This window comes from Streptomyces sp. NBC_00078, from assembly GCF_026343335.1.
Taxonomy (GTDB): domain Bacteria; phylum Actinomycetota; class Actinomycetes; order Streptomycetales; family Streptomycetaceae; genus Streptomyces.
Genome location: NZ_JAPELX010000001.1, coordinates 1339631 through 1355243, shown reverse-complemented (window position 1 = coordinate 1355243; position 15613 = coordinate 1339631). Strand labels below are relative to the sequence as shown.

At 71.4% G+C, this 15613-nt stretch carries 15 protein-coding genes and 1 pseudogene; all 16 read left to right on the top strand.

From position 1 onward, the window contains the following. The first annotated feature begins 28 nt into the window (after positions 1-28). The 16 genes and pseudogenes from nicT (at position 29) to scoC (ending at position 15611) form a co-directional block, all read left to right on the top strand. A complete protein-coding gene (nicT, locus tag OOK07_RS06265; protein ID WP_266801904.1) occupies positions 29-1129 on the top strand; it encodes a Nickel transporter NicT in 1101 nt (366 codons plus the stop codon). Positions 1130-1359: 230 nt separating this feature from the next. Beyond that, positions 1360-1947 carry a hypothetical protein gene (locus tag OOK07_RS06260; protein WP_266795422.1) on the top strand — a complete coding sequence of 196 codons (588 nt, stop codon included), beginning with the start codon at positions 1360-1362 and terminating at the stop codon, positions 1945-1947. Positions 1948-1984: 37 nt separating this feature from the next. Further along, on the top strand, positions 1985-2722 hold the full coding sequence (locus OOK07_RS06255) for a YcnI family protein (protein ID WP_266795420.1): 738 nt from the start codon (positions 1985-1987) through the stop codon (positions 2720-2722). Positions 2723-3167: 445 nt separating this feature from the next. Further along, on the top strand, positions 3168-3431 hold the full coding sequence (locus OOK07_RS06250; RefSeq protein WP_266795419.1) for a hypothetical protein: 264 nt from the start codon (positions 3168-3170) through the stop codon (positions 3429-3431). After that, entirely contained in the window at positions 3431-5725 is a 2295-nt protein-coding gene (locus OOK07_RS06245; protein ID WP_266795418.1) for a heavy metal translocating P-type ATPase, read from the top strand. Before OOK07_RS06250 ends, OOK07_RS06245 begins: the two co-directional genes overlap by 1 nt. Beyond that, positions 5722-6264, top strand: coding sequence for a copper chaperone PCu(A)C (locus tag OOK07_RS06240; protein WP_266795417.1), 543 nt, complete (start codon positions 5722-5724; stop codon positions 6262-6264). The genes OOK07_RS06245 and OOK07_RS06240 overlap by 4 nt, the downstream gene beginning before the upstream one ends. A 134-nt stretch (positions 6265-6398) precedes the next feature. Next, positions 6399-7118 (top strand): hypothetical protein, encoded by a 720-nt coding sequence (locus OOK07_RS06235; RefSeq protein WP_266795415.1) that lies wholly within the window; start codon positions 6399-6401, stop codon positions 7116-7118. A 235-nt stretch (positions 7119-7353) separates the two neighbouring features. Continuing rightward, complete coding sequence (locus OOK07_RS06230) at positions 7354-7956, top strand: sigma-70 family RNA polymerase sigma factor (RefSeq protein WP_266795414.1); 603 nt, start codon at positions 7354-7356, stop codon at positions 7954-7956. A 180-nt stretch (positions 7957-8136) separates the two neighbouring features. After that, on the top strand, positions 8137-8778 hold the full coding sequence (locus tag OOK07_RS06225) for an ATP-binding cassette domain-containing protein (protein ID WP_266795412.1): 642 nt from the start codon (positions 8137-8139) through the stop codon (positions 8776-8778). A 97-nt stretch (positions 8779-8875) separates the two neighbouring features. After that, positions 8876-9631, top strand: a complete 756-nt coding sequence (locus OOK07_RS06220) for an aspartyl/asparaginyl beta-hydroxylase domain-containing protein (RefSeq protein WP_266795410.1) — start codon at positions 8876-8878, stop codon at positions 9629-9631. A gap of 224 nt (positions 9632-9855) precedes the next feature. Next, positions 9856-11229, top strand: coding sequence for an MFS transporter (locus tag OOK07_RS06215; protein WP_266795409.1), 1374 nt, complete (start codon positions 9856-9858; stop codon positions 11227-11229). A 42-nt stretch (positions 11230-11271) separates the two neighbouring features. Then, positions 11272-12321, top strand: a complete 1050-nt coding sequence (locus OOK07_RS06210; protein WP_266795407.1) for a beta-ketoacyl-ACP synthase III — start codon at positions 11272-11274, stop codon at positions 12319-12321. Further along, positions 12318-12518 (top strand): annotated as a pseudogene (locus tag OOK07_RS06205) (acyl carrier protein); the annotation flags it as partial. The gene OOK07_RS06210 and the pseudogene OOK07_RS06205, both read left to right, overlap by 4 nt. A 51-nt stretch (positions 12519-12569) precedes the next feature. Beyond that, the gene (gene scoE / locus OOK07_RS06200) at positions 12570-13460 is read left to right on the top strand and encodes a (3R)-3-[(carboxymethyl)amino]fatty acid oxygenase/decarboxylase (protein ID WP_266801903.1); all 891 of its coding nucleotides are present in this window, start codon (positions 12570-12572) and stop codon (positions 13458-13460) included. Further along, positions 13457-14005, top strand: coding sequence for a (2E)-enoyl-ACP glycyltransferase (scoD, locus tag OOK07_RS06195; protein ID WP_266795405.1), 549 nt, complete (start codon positions 13457-13459; stop codon positions 14003-14005). Before scoE ends, scoD begins: the two co-directional genes overlap by 4 nt. Before the next feature lie 22 nt (positions 14006-14027). After that, positions 14028-15611 carry a fatty acid-ACP ligase ScoC gene (scoC, locus tag OOK07_RS06190; protein WP_266795404.1) on the top strand — a complete coding sequence of 528 codons (1584 nt, stop codon included), beginning with the start codon at positions 14028-14030 and terminating at the stop codon, positions 15609-15611. The last annotated feature ends 2 nt before the right edge of the window (positions 15612-15613 follow it).

Here is a 15613-nt window from a genome sequence, read left to right as displayed (position 1 = left end):
GATCCACGAGGTGCTGGAGCGTGACCGTATGACCCTGCCCACCGGGCCCGACGTGCCCACCGCTTTTCGATGGCGGCGCGAGGACACCGTCCGTACCGCCGGGCTGCTGGCGGTGATCGCCGCGCTGCACGTGCTGGCGTTCGGCATCCTGTTCCTGCTCGTCGTGCCGGGGCACTACGAGGTCGGTTCCAAGGCGTTCGGGATCGGCCTCGGGGTGACCGCGTACACGCTGGGCATGCGGCACGCGTTCGACGCCGATCACATCGCCGCGATCGACAACACCACCCGCAAGCTGATGGCCGACGGCAAGCGGCCGGTGTCGGTCGGGTTCTGGTTCGCGCTCGGCCATTCCAGCGTGGTGGTCGCCATGGCCGCCCTGGTCGCGGGCGGCGCGCAGCTCGCCGGCACGCTGTTGAACGACGACTCCCGTACCCACCAGACGCTCGGTGTCGTCGGCACGACGGTTTCCGGGACCTTCCTCTACCTCATCGCGGCGCTCAACCTGGTGGCGCTATCCGGCATCCTGCGGGTCTTCCGGGCGATGCGCTCCGGCACGTACGACGAGGCCGCTCTCGAACAGCACCTGGACTCGCGGGGGTTCATGAACCGCATCCTGGGCCGTTTCACCAGGTCGATCACCCGGCCCGGGCAGATGTTCCCGCTGGGCTTCCTGTTCGGCCTCGGCTTCGACACCGCCACCGAGGTCACCCTGATGGTGATGGCGGGCAGCGGCGCCGCGGCCGGGCTGCCCTGGTACGCGATCCTGTGCCTGCCGCTGCTGTTCGCGGCGGGGATGAGCCTGTTCGACACCCTCGACGGGACGTTCATGAACTTCGCCTACCAGTGGGCGTTCTCCAACCCGGTGCGCAAGGTGTTCTACAACCTCGCCATCACCGGCCTGTCCATCGCGGTCGCCTTCCTGATCGGCACCATCGAACTGGTCGGAGTGCTGCACGAGAAGCTCGGTCTGCGCGACGCGGTGACCGGCTGGATCGCCGGCCTGGACCTGGGCAACGTCGGCTACATCATCGTCGGCCTGTTCGTGCTCGTGTGGGCGGCGGCGCTGGTGTACTGGCGGCTGGCCAAGGTGGAGCAGAGGTGGGCCGCCCGTCTCGCCGAGGGCGGCTGACACCCGACGCGCGATCCGCTGCCGGACCGTGCGGCCGGGGCGGTGAAGAGCGAGGACGGCCCTGTTCCCGGCGTACTTGCTTGTCCCGGCCTCTGTGCCAGTGCCGGGAACCGGACGGTGCCCGGGTCCGACTGCTGAGAGGAAGGCGGACTGCGCCGGACCGGACGCCGTGGTGGTGTTCCTGCCCAGGCGGGGGAAGAGATCCGTCGGCCGCATGGCAGCATCGGGGCATGAGTGCGTCCCCGGCGGTACGGAGCTTGCGCGCGGTGGTGTTCGCCGCGCTGTGCGTGCTGCTCGCCGCCGGGGGGCACGCGCTGGCGATCGGTATGGCACCGCCCGTGTGGGTGCAGGCCGCCGGGTTCGTGCCGGTCTTCGGCGCCGGCTACCTGCTGGGCCGCCGGGAGCGGTCGCTGGCGGCCATCGGCATCGGCACAGTCACCGCTCAGGGCGCACTGCACCTCGCGTTCGGCGCCGCCCGGCCGCACGCCACGATGGGCATGCAGGGCATGCGCATGTCCCACGCGCATGCCCTGACCCCGCACGCCACCGCCGCTCACGTCGCCGCGGCCCTGGTACTGACCTGGTGGCTGCAGCGCGGGGAGGTCGCACTGTGGTCGCTGCTGCGCCGGGCCGCAGCGCTCGTGCCGGGCCTGATGGCCTGGTGGCTGGTGAGCGGCGGGGTACGGCTGGTGCCGGACGTGCGGGACGTCGTAGGAGCGCGTCGGTGGGCCGACGGGCCGCGCCTGCTCAGAGGCCTCCTGCTGCGGCACGCGGTGCAGCGGCGCGGACCGCCGCACGGGAGCGCGTACCCGATCTGACCCGACACGCCCTTCCAGTACGGAGATCGACCCACCCATGTCCCGAGTACGCATCACGCTGCGCCGCGTCGGCGCCGTCACCGCTCTCGCCGCGGCCGGAGTCCTGGCCGCCGCGGGCATCGCCTCCGCGCACGTCACCGTCCACCCCGACAGCTACGCCAAGGGCGCCACCGACGGCGTCCTGACCTTCCGCGTCCCCAACGAGGAGGACACCGCCTCCACCACCAAGGTCCAGGTCTTCCTGCCCACCGACCACCCCGTCCTCGGCGTCCTCGTCTCCCCGCGCGACGGCTGGAGCGCCAAGGTCACGAACACGAAGCTCAAGACGCCGGTCAAGACCGACGACGGCACCATCACCGACGCCGTCTCCGAGGTCACCTGGACCGGCGGCAAGATCGACCCCGGGCACTACGAGGACTTCGACGTCGCCTTCGGGCAGCTGCCCGAGGACACCGGCCAGCTGACCTTCAAGACGCTCCAGACCTACTCCGACGGCAAGACCGTCCGCTGGATCGAGGAGGCGGCGCAGGGCGACGAGGAGCCGGAGAACCCGGCTCCGGTCCTCAAGCTGACCGCGAAGAACGCGTCGGACGAGGCCGACGTGCCGACCGCCTCCGCGTCCCCCTCGAAGACCTCCGCGTCCGCAGCCTCCGACAGCAGCGACTCCACCGCCCGCGGTCTCGGTGTCGCCGGGCTGGTCGTGGGCGTACTGGGCCTGGCCGCGGCGGCCTTCGCCATCGTGCGTGGCCGCTCCGGCGGTTCCCGGCCCGAGTGAGGCGGCGTGCCCTGCCGATGGTGAGCAGTCGGCAGGGCACAGCGTCGTCGAGCCGTTGACATATACGTGGCGCACGCCGTAGGACCGCTCCAGGGGTCGGACCCTCGCCCGTCCGACCCTTGGACGGGTGCAACTCGATTCGCCGGAAGTGGAGGCGTACGCAGCGACTGCCCGGCTGAGCCGTGCGCACGCGGGTGCCTTCTGTGGGGCGACATCTGTGGGGCCGCCTGGGAGGAACTGACCGGCCCGGCGTCCGCGAACTGCTCACCGGCGTGCGAGCCTGCCTCGACGTTCTCGGTCAGGCGGGTACAACACCGGTTACCCATGTGACGCAAGTCACGATTTGGTGCTGGAACTCGACGCTCTGTCGACTCGACTACTGGAGTGCTACGGCTACAACCGCCGTCTCTCGCAGGACGGTTCGATGCGACCAGGAAGGTCGGGCATGGCCGATATTCCCTTGTCACCCCCCTCCGCCGGCGGGGCCGCCCGCAGACTGCTGCCGGCTCCCGCGCTCTGCGGGTTCCTGCTTCTGCTGGCGCTGGTGTTCTCGGTGTCCTACGCCGTCGGGTCGGCGGCGGGGCCGGTGGCGCCGGGTATGCACGGCACCGGGAGAACCGGGAGCAGTGGCGGGAGCGGCGGGGGCGGCGGTGGCGGCGGTGGCATGGACGACATGCCCGGGATGGGCGGCCATGGGAGCGGTGAGTGATGGCGGCCGAACCGATGGCGAGCCTCGTGGTCACGGACGTCACCGTGGGCGGGATGACCTGCGCGGCCTGCGTCCGGAGGGTGGAGAAGAAGCTCGCCAAGCTGGAGGGCGTCACGGCCACGGTCAACCTGGCCACGGGGCTCGCGCGGGTCAGCCACCCGGCCGCCGTCGCGCCCGAGGATCTCGTCACCGCGGTCGAGCAGGCCGGATACCAGGCCGCCCTGCCCGTGCGTGAGGACGAGGAGCCGACCGAGCAAGCGGACGAGGCCGCGAGCGACGAGGCCCGCCGTGAGCGGGAACGGATCGTGGTCACCGCTCTGCTGGCGGTGCCGGTCCTGGTGCTGTCGATGGTGCCGGCCCTGCAGTTCCGCAACTGGCAGTGGCTGTGCTTCGTGCTGGCCGCCCCGGTGGCGGTGTGGAGCGCCTGGCCCTTTCACATCAGGGCGCTGCGGGGGCTGCGGCACTCTACGGCCACCATGGACACCCTCGTCTCGCTCGGCGTCGCGGCGTCCTTCTCCTGGTCGGTGTACGCGCTGTTCCTCGGGGGAGCGGGCGAGCCCGGGATGCGGATGTCGTTCAGTCTGGTGCCCTCCGCGTCGGAGGGCATGGCGCACCTGTATCTCGAAGCCGCCGTCAGTGTGCCGCTGTTCGTGCTGACCGGGCGGTTCCTGGAGGCGCGGGCGCGGCGGGGGACCGGTGCGGCGCTGCGGTCGCTGGCGGAACTGGCCGCCAAGAAGGTGTCCGTCCGTGACGAGGACGGTGAGAGGTCGGTCTCCATCGAGCAGTTGCGGGTGGGGCAGGTCTTCGTGGTGCGTCCCGGTGAGCGGGTCGCCACCGACGGGCGGGTCGTGGAGGGCAGTTCGGCGGTGGACCTGTCGCTGGTCACCGGCGAGAGCGAACCCGTGGAGGTGTCTCCCGGTTCGGCCCTGGTCGGCGGGGCCGTCAACGCGGGCGGGCTGCTGCTCGTCGAGGCGACGGCGGTCGGCGCGGACACCCAGCTGGCCCGGATCACCCGCCTCGTGACGGAGGCGCAGGCCGGCAAGGCGCGGGCGCAGCGGCTGGCCGACGCGGTCGCGGGAGTCTTCGTTCCCGTGGTCCTGGCGATCGCGGTGACCGTCCTGGGGTTCTGGCTGGGTGCCGGAGCCGACCCGCAGGCGGCGCTCACCGCCTGTGTGGCCGTCCTGGTCGTGGCCTGCCCGTGCGCGCTGGGGCTCGCGACGCCGACCGCCCTGATGGCGGCCACCGGGCGGGGGGCCCAGCTGGGTGTGCTGGTGAGCGGGCCGCAGACGCTGGAGGCTCTGCAGCATGTGGACACGGTCGTGCTGGACAAGACCGGCACGCTGACCACCGGCCACATGACGGTGGCCAAGGTCACCGTGCTGCCGGGCGCGCTCGGGCAGGATGCGGTGATGCGGCTGGCGGGGGCGGTGGAGCGCGGCTCCGAGCATCCGATCGGGCGGGCGGTCACCGCGTACGCGGGCCGCACACAGGCGTCCGGACCGCTGCCGGACGTGACGGACTTCGTCGCGGTGCCGGGACACGGCGTGAGCGGCCAGGTGGACGGCCTCACGGTGGAGGTGGGTGCGCCGGACGGCAAGCTGCCGCGCGCGCTGGCCAAAGCGCTGGCCGAGGCCGAGGAGGCCGCGCACACCCCGGTCCTGGTGCGGGTCGACGGCCGGGCCAAGGCACTGATCGCGGTCGGGGACCTGGTGCGCCCCGGCAGCTACCGGGCCGTGGAGCGGCTGCGCCGACTCGGTATCCGCCCGGTGCTCGCCACCGGCGACCGCACGGCGCCCGCCCAAGCGGTCGCCGCCGCCCTGAACATCGACGAGGTGCGCGCCCGCTGCACCCCCGAGGACAAGGCCGCCCTCGTACGGCAGTTGAAGGAGGAGGGCGCCAGGGTCGCGGTGGTCGGCGACGGCGTGAACGACGCCGCCGCACTCGCCGAAGCCGACCTGGGCATCGCCATGGGCAGCGGCACCGACGTGGCCATCGGCGCCGCCGACCTGACCCTGGCCCGCGGGGACATCGAGGCGCTCGTCGACGCCGTCCTGCTCGCCCGGCGCACCCTGGGCACGATCCGGGCCAACCTGGTGTGGGCGTTCGGCTACAACGTCGTCACCGTGCCGCTGGCCATGGTCGGACTGCTCGATCCGATGTTCGCCGCCGCGGCGATGTCGGTGAGTTCCGTGCTGGTGGTCGCCAACAGCCTGCGGCTGCGCACCTGGCAGCCCTCTGCCGCCCGCGGCCGGAGCCGTCCCGGGACGCGGGGCGCGAAGGCCGGTGCCCGATGAAGCCGATCACGGACCCGCTGTTCTCCCTCAAGCGACTCGACCGGCGGCGGCTTCGGGACGCAGCGCTCGCCGCTCTCGTGCCCGTCGCGGCGTGCAGTGTGGCGCTGGCCGGCCTGACGGCCTGGGTCGGGACGGGCCGGGCCGGCAGCCCGGCGGTCGTCCGGGTCACGGAGGGCAAAGTGCTGCTGCCGTCCGACGGAGTCCCGGAGACGGCGGCGTTCTTCCACATCGCCAACGAGGGCGGCTCGGCCGACACCCTGGTCCGGATCACGGCGCGGGATGTCCCCGGTGAGATAACGCTCTCCCGGCACCGCATGCGGCAGGGCAACGCGGCCTACCGGTCCACGATCGACTCCGTCTCCGTCGCGGCGGGCGACAGCCTCGCCATGTCGCCGAGCGGGGTGGACCTGACCGTGCCCGTGCCCTCGGACCAGTGGCGTTCAGGTGATCTCGTGTCGTTCACCCTGGAGTTCCGGCGCAGCGGCCGGGTGAAGGTCCTGGCCGTTGTGGTGCCGCCGGATTCGGCATCGCTCACGTAGTCGTTCCCGGCTGGCCCCGAGTTCCCGTGCTCCCGGTGTGACGTGTGTCACCTCGTTGCCGGTGAGTCGAGGGACGGGAGTTCGTACGTACCCTCTGACGACGATCAGACGCCGGGTGCGAGGATGAGCGGGCTATGACTGTCCGAGGGTGGTGCCGCGTGCTGCGGGCCGGCGTGTTCGCCGCCGTCTGCGTGCTGCTCGCCGCCCTCGGGCACGTGACCATGTCGGGGACTCCCGTTCCGTGGTGGGCGATGGCCGCCGGAGCGACCGCGACCGGCGTGGCCGGATGGTTGCTGGCCGGCCGGGAGCGTGGCCGCACGCCGATCGTCGTGGTCGTGACCGCCGCGCAGGCGGTGCTCCACGAGACGTTCACCCAGGCGCAGAAGCTCGCGTCGGCGCCGGAGCCTGCCGTCATGCCCGGCGCCGGCGGCTCGACGGGCACGAGCACCATGGGCATGGGCTCGACGGGGTCGATGGACATGGGCTCCATGGGCGGCATGGACATGGGGTCGGCCGCGCACTCGGTGCACGGCATGGCCGGCGTCGGACACCTGCACGACATGCACGGCATGAGCGGTGCGGCTTCGGTCGGCATGTTCGGCGCGCACCTGCTGGCCGCGGTGCTGTGCGGGCTGTGGCTGGCCCACGGCGAGCGGGCCGTGTTCCGCGTCCTCAGGGCCGCCGCGGCCTGGCTGACGGCCCCGCTGCGGCTGCTGCTGGCGGCCATGCCCGCACCGCTGGGCCGCCCGTCCGTGCGCAGGCGCCGTGACTTCGCCTGCCCGGCTCCGGTGCGGCTGTTGCTGTGCTGTTCTCTCACCTTCCGTGGGCCGCCCGCGGGTGCCGCTGTCATCTGAGACAGCCGGATCCACCCGGGGCCCAGCCCTGCGCCTCCCGTCGTCCTGCGACGCACTCGCGCGGATCTGCCGACGGTCCTCTCGCGGCGGCGCGCTCACGCGCCGCCGCCGGCAGGCAGTCCCTCACGGGCCCCGGGCATCGCCGTACCTCTCGCGTACGGACGCACCCCATGTGCCGGTGTGCCGTGCCCTCGTGCGGGCCCGGTCCCGGAAGACCTGAGAAGGACATCACGTGATGATCTCTGTCCTGCCCGCTGTCCGCGCGGATCGTGCCTCCGTGGACGCGTCGGCGACCGCCTGGGCACTGGCTGCCCGCGGCGGCGACGCCGACGCGGCCGATCACTTCGTCCGTGCCCTGCACGGTGACGTGCTGCGCTACGTGGCCCACCTCAGCGGTGATCCCCAGACCGCCCACGACTTGACCCAGGACACCTTCGCGCGGGCGTTCGGCAGCCTGCACCGCTACGAAGGCCGTGCCTCGGCCCGGACCTGGCTGTTGTCGATCGCCCGGCGCGCGGTCGCCGACAGCCTGCGCCGGGCCGCGGTCCGGCCCCGGATCGCGGACGCCGTCGACTGGCAGACGGCGGTGGAACGCTCACAGCCGTGCGGCCTGCCGGGCTTCGACGAGGGGGTGGCCCTGCTCGACCTGCTGGAGAGCCTGCCCGACGAACGCCGGGAAGCGTTCGTGCTGACCCAGGTGGTCGGTCTGTCGTACGAGGAGACGGCCGGGTTCGTCGGCTGCCCCGTCGGCACGGTCCGCTCCCGGGTCAACCGAGCCCGCGCCACCCTGGAGCGGTTGCTGCAGGAAGCCGAGACACCGAGTGCCCTCGCGGCCTGACACCGGGGCACTTCCCCCGGCGGCGCGGTCCCGAGAAGGGGCCGTGCCGCCGGGAACTCGGCGGCCTGGGCGGGCGACTACTGGGACGTGACAGTCAACAGCGAGCGATCCCGCTCTCCAGTACCGCGGTTGTGGCCACGTGCGGCCGATCCGCTCGCACTGGACGTAGGACTGAGGGCCGTGACCTGCGCAGGCGCCCAGGAGCTGACGCTGGACGTCGCGGCCGGCGAACGTGTCGCCCTGAGCGGCCGGGACGGGGCGACAGCCACGGCGCTGCTGCGCGCGGTGGCCGGGCTGAGCCCGGTGGGCGGCGGGCAGATCACGGTGGGCGGCCGGGGCAGCCGCACTCCCGCCGAGCGGGCGTGGCGTGCCAGGGCCTGCGCCTGGCTCCCCCGGCGCCCTGTCCCGGCCCGCTCGCAGGCGCGGGCGGCCGACGTACTGGCCCGCAGCGCACACCCGGCAGCGGCTGCCTTCGCCGCTGACCTGCTGGGCGTCGCAGAACTGACGAACCGCCCCCTGTACGGCCTCACGTCGGGCGAGATCCAGCGCCTGCACTGGGCCAGGGTGATCGGCTGTGTGGCGGCAGGCGCCGGTGTGCTGCTGGCCGACGAGCCTGCCGAAGGACTGGAACCGGACGACCGCGAGGCTCTTGTGCTCCTGCTCGCCGAACTGCCAGTGACCCTCCTGATGGCGACCGCGGACCCGGTGCTCACGGCCCTGTGCGACCGGCGGGTGGGTACGACGTCCGACCGCTCCGGCGCACCCTGTACACCCCTCGCGACTGGCGTCGGGCCCAAGTCCCTTGCCTCTCTGCAGAATTGACGGAACATCGCGGGAACTCCCCGGCTTCTTCACCCGACTACTACTGCGACACCGGCTCGTCAGCCGACCACGGCGGTAGTGGCCAGGAGGGGCCTGCATGACACCCGAGATAGACGACGCCTTCGCGGCGATCAGAAGCACGCACGGCGCGGACTCGATCCAACGCGTGGAACAGATGCTGGAGCCCGGGGGCGGGGCGCGGCGCCACCCGCTCCAGAAGGGCGCCAAGTGGATCCTCCCGGGGCTGTCCCCGACGCCCTGGCACGACCCCCACGGCCATCCCGAACTGGCTCCGGTCGTCGAGGCGTTCGAAGCCGCCCATCCGGCGATCAAGGAGGAACTGGGCGCGGCCTGGGCCGGGCACCGTGAGGCGTTCTCGGACTACGAGCACTACCTGACCCGCCAGCAGGACTGGCAGGCCCTCTACCTGTACCGGAACGGGGGACTGGTCGAGGAATCCGCGGGAACCGCACCCACGGCATACAAAGTCCTCAAAGAGTTCGCCGCCGAGACGGACCTGATCTGCCCCCTCCTGGAATGCCATTTCTCCACCCTGCTGCCCGGGGCGGCCATCGCCCCGCATTGCGACCTGTGGAACTTCAGCATCAATCTTCATCTCGCTGTCGACATTCCGGACGGGTGCAGCATCACGGTCGCCGGTGAAACCCGATCCTGGCAGGAGGGGAAGTGCCTGCTCTTCGACTACTCCTTCGAGCACGAGGCGCGTAACGACGGCGACCGCCCGCGAACCTGCCTGCTCGTGGACCTGTGGCACCCGGAGACCACCGTTCCGGAACGACAGGCGCTGACCGCGCTCATCACGGAAGTCAGGCGCCTTATGGGAAACGACTGACCAGCTGAATCAGGGAGCGATAAGCCATCCGGCAGCAGCACTGTCGGCTTTCCGCGCTGCCCGAAAATGCATTTAACACCCTCGATTAACGCCTTCCCTGCGGGCCATTTTCAAGCCGTGCTGCCGGTGTTATGGTGACTGAAAATTATCGACCGATTCAATTCGGCGACCTGAATTTCTTGGGGTTTCTTTTTTTCGCTGATGAGTGAGGAGGACGTCGACCGGTGCGAGCACGACTTTCCCTTCTCGTTCTGGCGCTGGCCCAGCTGGTCATCGCGCTCGACTACAACATCGTCTACGTCGCCCTCCCTGAGATTGGCGCCGGACTCGGTTTCTCCCCGCACGACCTGCAGTGGGTGGTCAGCGCCTACGTCGTCACGACGGGCGGCTTCCTCCTGCTCGGTGGCCGCACGGCCGATCTGCTGGGCCGGCGTCGGACCTTCGTCGCCGCGGCGCTCGTCTACGCGGGGTCCTCGCTGGTGGGAGGCCTGTCCCAGTCGGCCGGCGTCCTCATCGCCGTCCGCGCGGCGCAGGGCATCGGCGGCTCGCTGCTCTTCCCGGCCACCCTCGCCCTGATCAACACGATCTACGAGGAGGGGCCCCACCGGAACCGGGCTCTCGCGGTATGGGGCGCGGCGGGGGCCGGGGGCCTGTGCTTCGGGTCGCTGCTGGGCGGGGTGCTCGTGGAGGCGTTCGGCTGGCCGTCGGTGTTCTTCGTCAACGTCCCCATCGCGGCGGCGCTGGCGTGGGCGGGGTGGCGACTGTTCCCGGCGGACAGCCCGCGCACCGGCACCCGGCGGTTCGACGTCACCGGCGCGCTGGCCGCCACCGGCGGTATCACGCTCTTCGTGTTCCTGCTGGTGCACGCCCCCGAGGCCGGCTGGGACAGCCCGTCCGCCCTGCTGAGCGCGGCACTCTCGGTCACCCTGCTGAGCGTCTTCGCGTTCGTCGAGACCCGCTCGCGCGATCCACTGGTCCCGGCACGGCTGTTCGCCCACCGGGGCCTGGTCGCCGCCATGGCGATCACCGCCCTCTACAGCGCCACCTTCAGCTCGCTGCCCTATTTCATGACCCTCTACTTCCAGAACGTACGCGGCTACGGCGCGTTCGCGACGGGCCTGGCGTTCCTCGTCCCGGCCGTGGTGACCGCACTGGGCACGCAGGCCGGTGAGCGGGCCGTCGCCCGCGTCGGAGTGCGCCGCATGCTGATCGGCGGCATGGCGCTGGGTGCGGCAGGGGCTGCCGCCCTCGGTCTCGCGCTCACCGGGGACGGTTCGTACGCCCTGCTGCTGCCGGGGATCGTGCTGCTGGGGCTCGGCCAGGGCGCCGCCTGGACCGGCATGTGGATCGTCGCCGCCTCCGGAGTGGCCGCCGAGGACCAGGGCGTGGCCTCCGGCATGGCCTCCACGACGCTCCAGGTCGGCGGCGCGGTAGGCCTCGCCCTGCTGGTCGCCCTGTCCGGCAGCGTCGGTCAGGGCCCGCCGGACGAGGCCCTGTTGACCGGGATACGTGGCGCCGTGTTCGCGGTCGCGGCCGTCCTGTGCTGCGGCGTGCCGCTCACCCTGACCCTGCGCAGAACCGCGACCGCCGCCGTGTAGACGCCTCACCCACCCCCTTCTCACCCCACGAGGAGAACAGCTGTGCCCAGCAACACCCCCAGCCCGCCGGGCCCGGCGGCCGTCCTGTGCGGACTGGCCGGATGGGTGCCGCCCCGTGTGGTCACCAACGACGAACTCGCCGAGCGGCTGGACACCGACGACGCCTGGATCCGTACCCGCACCGGGATTCGCAGTCGGCACGTCGCCGAGCCCGGCCAGGCCACCTCCGACCTCGCCGTCGAAGCGGGTCGGCTCGCCCTGCGCTCTGCCGGTGGCGCCCCCGCTGACGCGGTGATCGTCACCACGACCACTCCGGACCGTCCCTGCCCCGCCACCGCGCCCGTGGTGGCCACCCGCCTCGGCCTCGCGGGGGCGGCGGCCTTCGATGTCGGCGCGGTGTGTACGGGTTTCGTGTACGGCCTCGCAACAGCCGCCGGGCTGATCGCCGCCGGGGTCGCCCGCCGGGTGCTGCTGATCGGCGCGGACACCTACTCCACCATCGTCGACCCGCTGGACCGCACCAACGCCATCATCTTCGGGGACGGCGCCGGCGCGGTCGTCCTGCGCGCGGGAGACGCGGACGAGGCCGGCGCGGTCGGCCACTTCGACCTCGGCAGCGACGGCGCCCACGAAGACCTGATCACGGTCGCCGCCGGCGGCTCCCGCCAGCGTGCCACCGGAGGCGAACCCACCCACGCTGACCGGTACTTCGCGATGCGCGGCAAGGAGGTCTACCGGCACGCGGTGACCCGCATGGCCGCCTCGGCCAGGGCGACCCTGGACCGGGCCGGGTGGAAGACCGGCGACGTCGACCACTTCGTGCCCCACCAGGCCAACCTGCGCATCCTGCACTCCGTCGCCGACGACCTGGGCCTGCCGCGGGAGCGTTGCGTGGCCAACGTCGACGCGGTCGGCAACACCGGAGCCGCCTCCATCCCGCTCGCCCTGGCCGACGCCGTGGCCCACCGGCGGATCCGCCCCGGCGACCGCCTCCTGCTCACCGCCTTCGGCGGCGGCCTCACCTGGGGCTCCTGCCTGACGACCTGGCCCGAACTCGCCCCGCACCCGCAACCGGAACGGACCACACCATGACCACCTACGAGCAGATCGTCGCCGTCATCGTCCATCTGCACGACGTCCCCGCGGACCTGATCCGTCCCGAGGCCACCCTCGGCGCGCTGGACGTGGACTCCCTGACGACGGTCGAGATCAGCATCCGCATCGAACGCGACCTCGGCGTCACCGTCGGCGACGACGAACTCCAGCCCGACCTCACCCTCGGCCAGATCGCCGACCTGGTCGACTCCCGCCGCACCGAACCCCACGAGAGGACCGCAGCCATGCAGATCAAGGACCAGCTGGGAGCCGCGCTCGGTGTCACCGTCGAGGACTTCGACCACACCACCGCCTCCGAGGCGGACATCGAGGCCCTCAAGGCGGCCGTCTACACGAAGAAGATCGCCGTCCTGAAGGGCCAGGACCTCACCCCCGAGCAGTTCCTCGCCCTGGGCAAGCGTCTCGGCCGCCCCGAGACGTACTACGAGCCGATGTACAAGCACCCGGACGTCCCGGAGATATTCGTCTCCTCCAACGTCCCGGAGAACGGCAGGCAGATGGGTGTGCCGAAGACCGGCAAGTTCTGGCACGCCGACTACCAGTTCATGCCCGACCCCTTCGGCATCACCCTCATCTACCCCCAGGTCGTCCCCGAGAAGAACCGCGGCACCTACTTCATCGACATGGGCCGGGCGTACGAGAAGCTGCCGGCCGAGCTGAAGAAGGAGATCGCCGGGACGCGCTGCCGCCACTCGGTGCGCAAGTACTTCAAGATCCGGCCGCACGACGTCTACCGCCCGATCTCCGAGATCATCGAAGAGGTCGAGACGAAGACCCCGCCCGTCGTCCAGCCCACCACCTTCACCCACCCCATGACCGGCGAAACGGTCCTCTACATCAGCGAGGGCTTCACCGTCGGCATCGAGAACGAGGACGGCGAACCGCTCGACGAAGAGCTCCTCAAGCGGCTCTTCGAGGCCACCGGCCAGCTCGACGACACCTTCGAGCACGAGGGCATCCACCTGCAGAGCTTCGAGAAGGGCGACCTGCTGGTCTGGGACAACCGCAGCCTCATCCACCGCGCCCGCCACACCACCACCCCGGAGCCCACTGTCTCCCACCGCGTCACCGTCCACGACGAGCGCAGGCTCTACGACGGGATGCGCGCCGCGTGACCGCGCCCGCCACCGCCCGCGCCGACGCCCCGCCCCAGCGGTCGTTCCCCACCGACGAGGAACTGCTGGCCCGGGTCCTGGTGCCCTACAAGGAGCACTGCAAGTACCTGAAGTCGGCCGAGGTCACGGCCGCAGCCGGACTCGCCTCCGCACGCTGCGCGTTCGCGATCGAGGAGTCCTGCTACATCGACGACACCGGCCATCTGAACTCGGTCGAGGTCAACATCGCCTACAACCAGATGATGTACTACCTGGTCGCCAAGTCCGTGAAGGAAGGGCTGCTGACCGGCTTCGAGGACTGGACCCTCGACGACTTCTGGCGCCACCAGCTTCCTGACATCCTCATCGCCCGCTTCGCCTCGAACTTCCGGCGGCCCGTCAACCCCCGTCAATTCACAGGGGAGATGGAATTTCGCTCCGTGACCCGGCGGACCCCCGGCGGCGGCAGCCCCTTCCTCCACGCCCAGACCGTCTTCCGCTACCAGGACGCCCACGGCGGCCGGAGCGACGGCGAGGCAACCCTCGCATTCGTCAACATCCCCTGACCCCACCGGAGGCAGAGCTTTCATGGAGACATCCACGGCGCCGCAGCCGAAGGGCACCAGGCTCCACCACGCCGAACTGAGCACCCTCGTCCACACCACCCGCTTCCACGCCGCCCGGCAGCCGGACGCCACGGCGGTCATCTGCGAGGACCGCAACCTGACCTACGGGGACCTGCACCACCACAGCAACCGTATGGCGCACGCCCTGCGGGCCGCCGGGCTCACCGAGGGCGACCGGGTGGCCTACCTGGGCAAGGAGTCCGAGCACTACTACGAGGCCCTCTTCGCCTGTGCCAAGACCGGCACCGTGCTGGTCCCGGTCAACTGGCGGCTCACCGCCCCCGAGGTGAGCCACATCCTCCAGGACTCCGGCACCCGGCTGCTGTTCCTGGAGGACGAGTTCGCCCCGATCGTCGAGGCCATGCCCACAAAGCCGCCGGAGACCGTCGTACCGGTGACCTCGATCACCACCTGGCGGGCCGGGCACCCGGACAGCGAGACGGAGTTCGAGGCCGGCCCGGACACCCCGGTCGCCCAGCTCTACACCAGCGGCACCACCGGCCTGCCCAAGGGCGTGGTCCTCGCCCACCGCAGCTTCTTCGCGATCCGCGACGGCCTCGCGAGCGAGGGACTGGACTGGATCGACTGGCGAGCGGGCGACATCGCCCTGATCGGCATACCCGGCTTCCACGTCGGCGGACTGTGGTGGGCCACCCAGAACTTCAACGCCGGGACGACGGTGGTGGCGATGCGCGCCTTCGCCGCCCGGCAGGCCATCGACCTCATCCGCGACCTCGGCATCACCACCGCCTGCGTGGTCCCGGCGATGTTGCGCATGATGCTCACAGAACCCGGGGTGAGCGCGAAGGACTTCATCACCCTGCGCAAGACCGTGTACGGCGGCTCCCCGATCTCCGAAGCGCTGCTGGAGGAGAGCCTCGCCCTCCTGGACTGCGAGTTCGCCCAGATCTACGGCCTGACGGAGACCGGCAACACCGCTGTCTGCCTGCCCCCGGCCGCGCATGTCCCGGGCGGGTCGCGCATGCAGGCCGCCGGCCACCCCTACCCGGGCGTACGCGCCAAGGTCATCGACGACCAGGGCCGAGAACAGCCCCCGGGCGCGGTCGGCGAGGTCTGCCTGCACACCCCGGCCCGGATGGTCGAGTACTGGAGACTGCCCGACAAGACCGCCGAGACGCTCGTCGACGGCTGGATCCACACCGGGGACGCCGGCTACCTCGACGAGGACGGCTACGTCTTCATCCGCGACCGCATCAAGGACGCCATCCTCGTCGCGGGCGAGAACGTCTACCCCGCGGAGATCGAGAACGTCCTGGAACACCACCCCGGGGTCGGGGAGGCGGTCGTGGTCGGCATTCCCGACGAGCGCTGGGGCGAGAAGGTGCACGCCTTCGTCGTCCCTGCGCCAGGCCAGCGGCCCAGCCCCCGGGACCTGCACACCTTCCTCGTGCCGCGCCTGGCCGCGTTCAAACTGCCCGCGAGCTACGAGTTCACCGACCACGTCCCGCGCAACCCCAGCGGCAAGATCCTCCGCCGCGAACTGCGCGACCGCTTCTGGAGCGACTCCGCGCGCAAGGTCAACTGACC

Excerpts from the sequence above, each read along its gene's own strand:
- nicT (WP_266801904.1), top strand. The coding sequence starts at position 29 with ATGACCCTGCCCACCGGGCCCGACGTGCCCACCGCTTTTCGATGGCGG.
- OOK07_RS06260 (WP_266795422.1), top strand. The coding sequence starts at position 1,360 with ATGAGTGCGTCCCCGGCGGTACGGAGCTTGCGCGCGGTGGTGTTCGCC.
- OOK07_RS06255 (WP_266795420.1), top strand. The coding sequence starts at position 1,985 with ATGTCCCGAGTACGCATCACGCTGCGCCGCGTCGGCGCCGTCACCGCT.
- OOK07_RS06250 (WP_266795419.1), top strand. The coding sequence starts at position 3,168 with ATGGCCGATATTCCCTTGTCACCCCCCTCCGCCGGCGGGGCCGCCCGC.
- OOK07_RS06245 (WP_266795418.1), top strand. The coding sequence starts at position 3,431 with ATGGCGGCCGAACCGATGGCGAGCCTCGTGGTCACGGACGTCACCGTG.
- OOK07_RS06240 (WP_266795417.1), top strand. The coding sequence starts at position 5,722 with ATGAAGCCGATCACGGACCCGCTGTTCTCCCTCAAGCGACTCGACCGG.
- OOK07_RS06235 (WP_266795415.1), top strand. The coding sequence starts at position 6,399 with ATGACTGTCCGAGGGTGGTGCCGCGTGCTGCGGGCCGGCGTGTTCGCC.
- OOK07_RS06230 (WP_266795414.1), top strand. The coding sequence starts at position 7,354 with ATGATCTCTGTCCTGCCCGCTGTCCGCGCGGATCGTGCCTCCGTGGAC.
- OOK07_RS06220 (WP_266795410.1), top strand. The coding sequence starts at position 8,876 with ATGACACCCGAGATAGACGACGCCTTCGCGGCGATCAGAAGCACGCAC.
- scoE (WP_266801903.1), top strand. The coding sequence starts at position 12,570 with ATGCAGATCAAGGACCAGCTGGGAGCCGCGCTCGGTGTCACCGTCGAG.
- scoC (WP_266795404.1), top strand. The coding sequence starts at position 14,028 with ATGGAGACATCCACGGCGCCGCAGCCGAAGGGCACCAGGCTCCACCAC.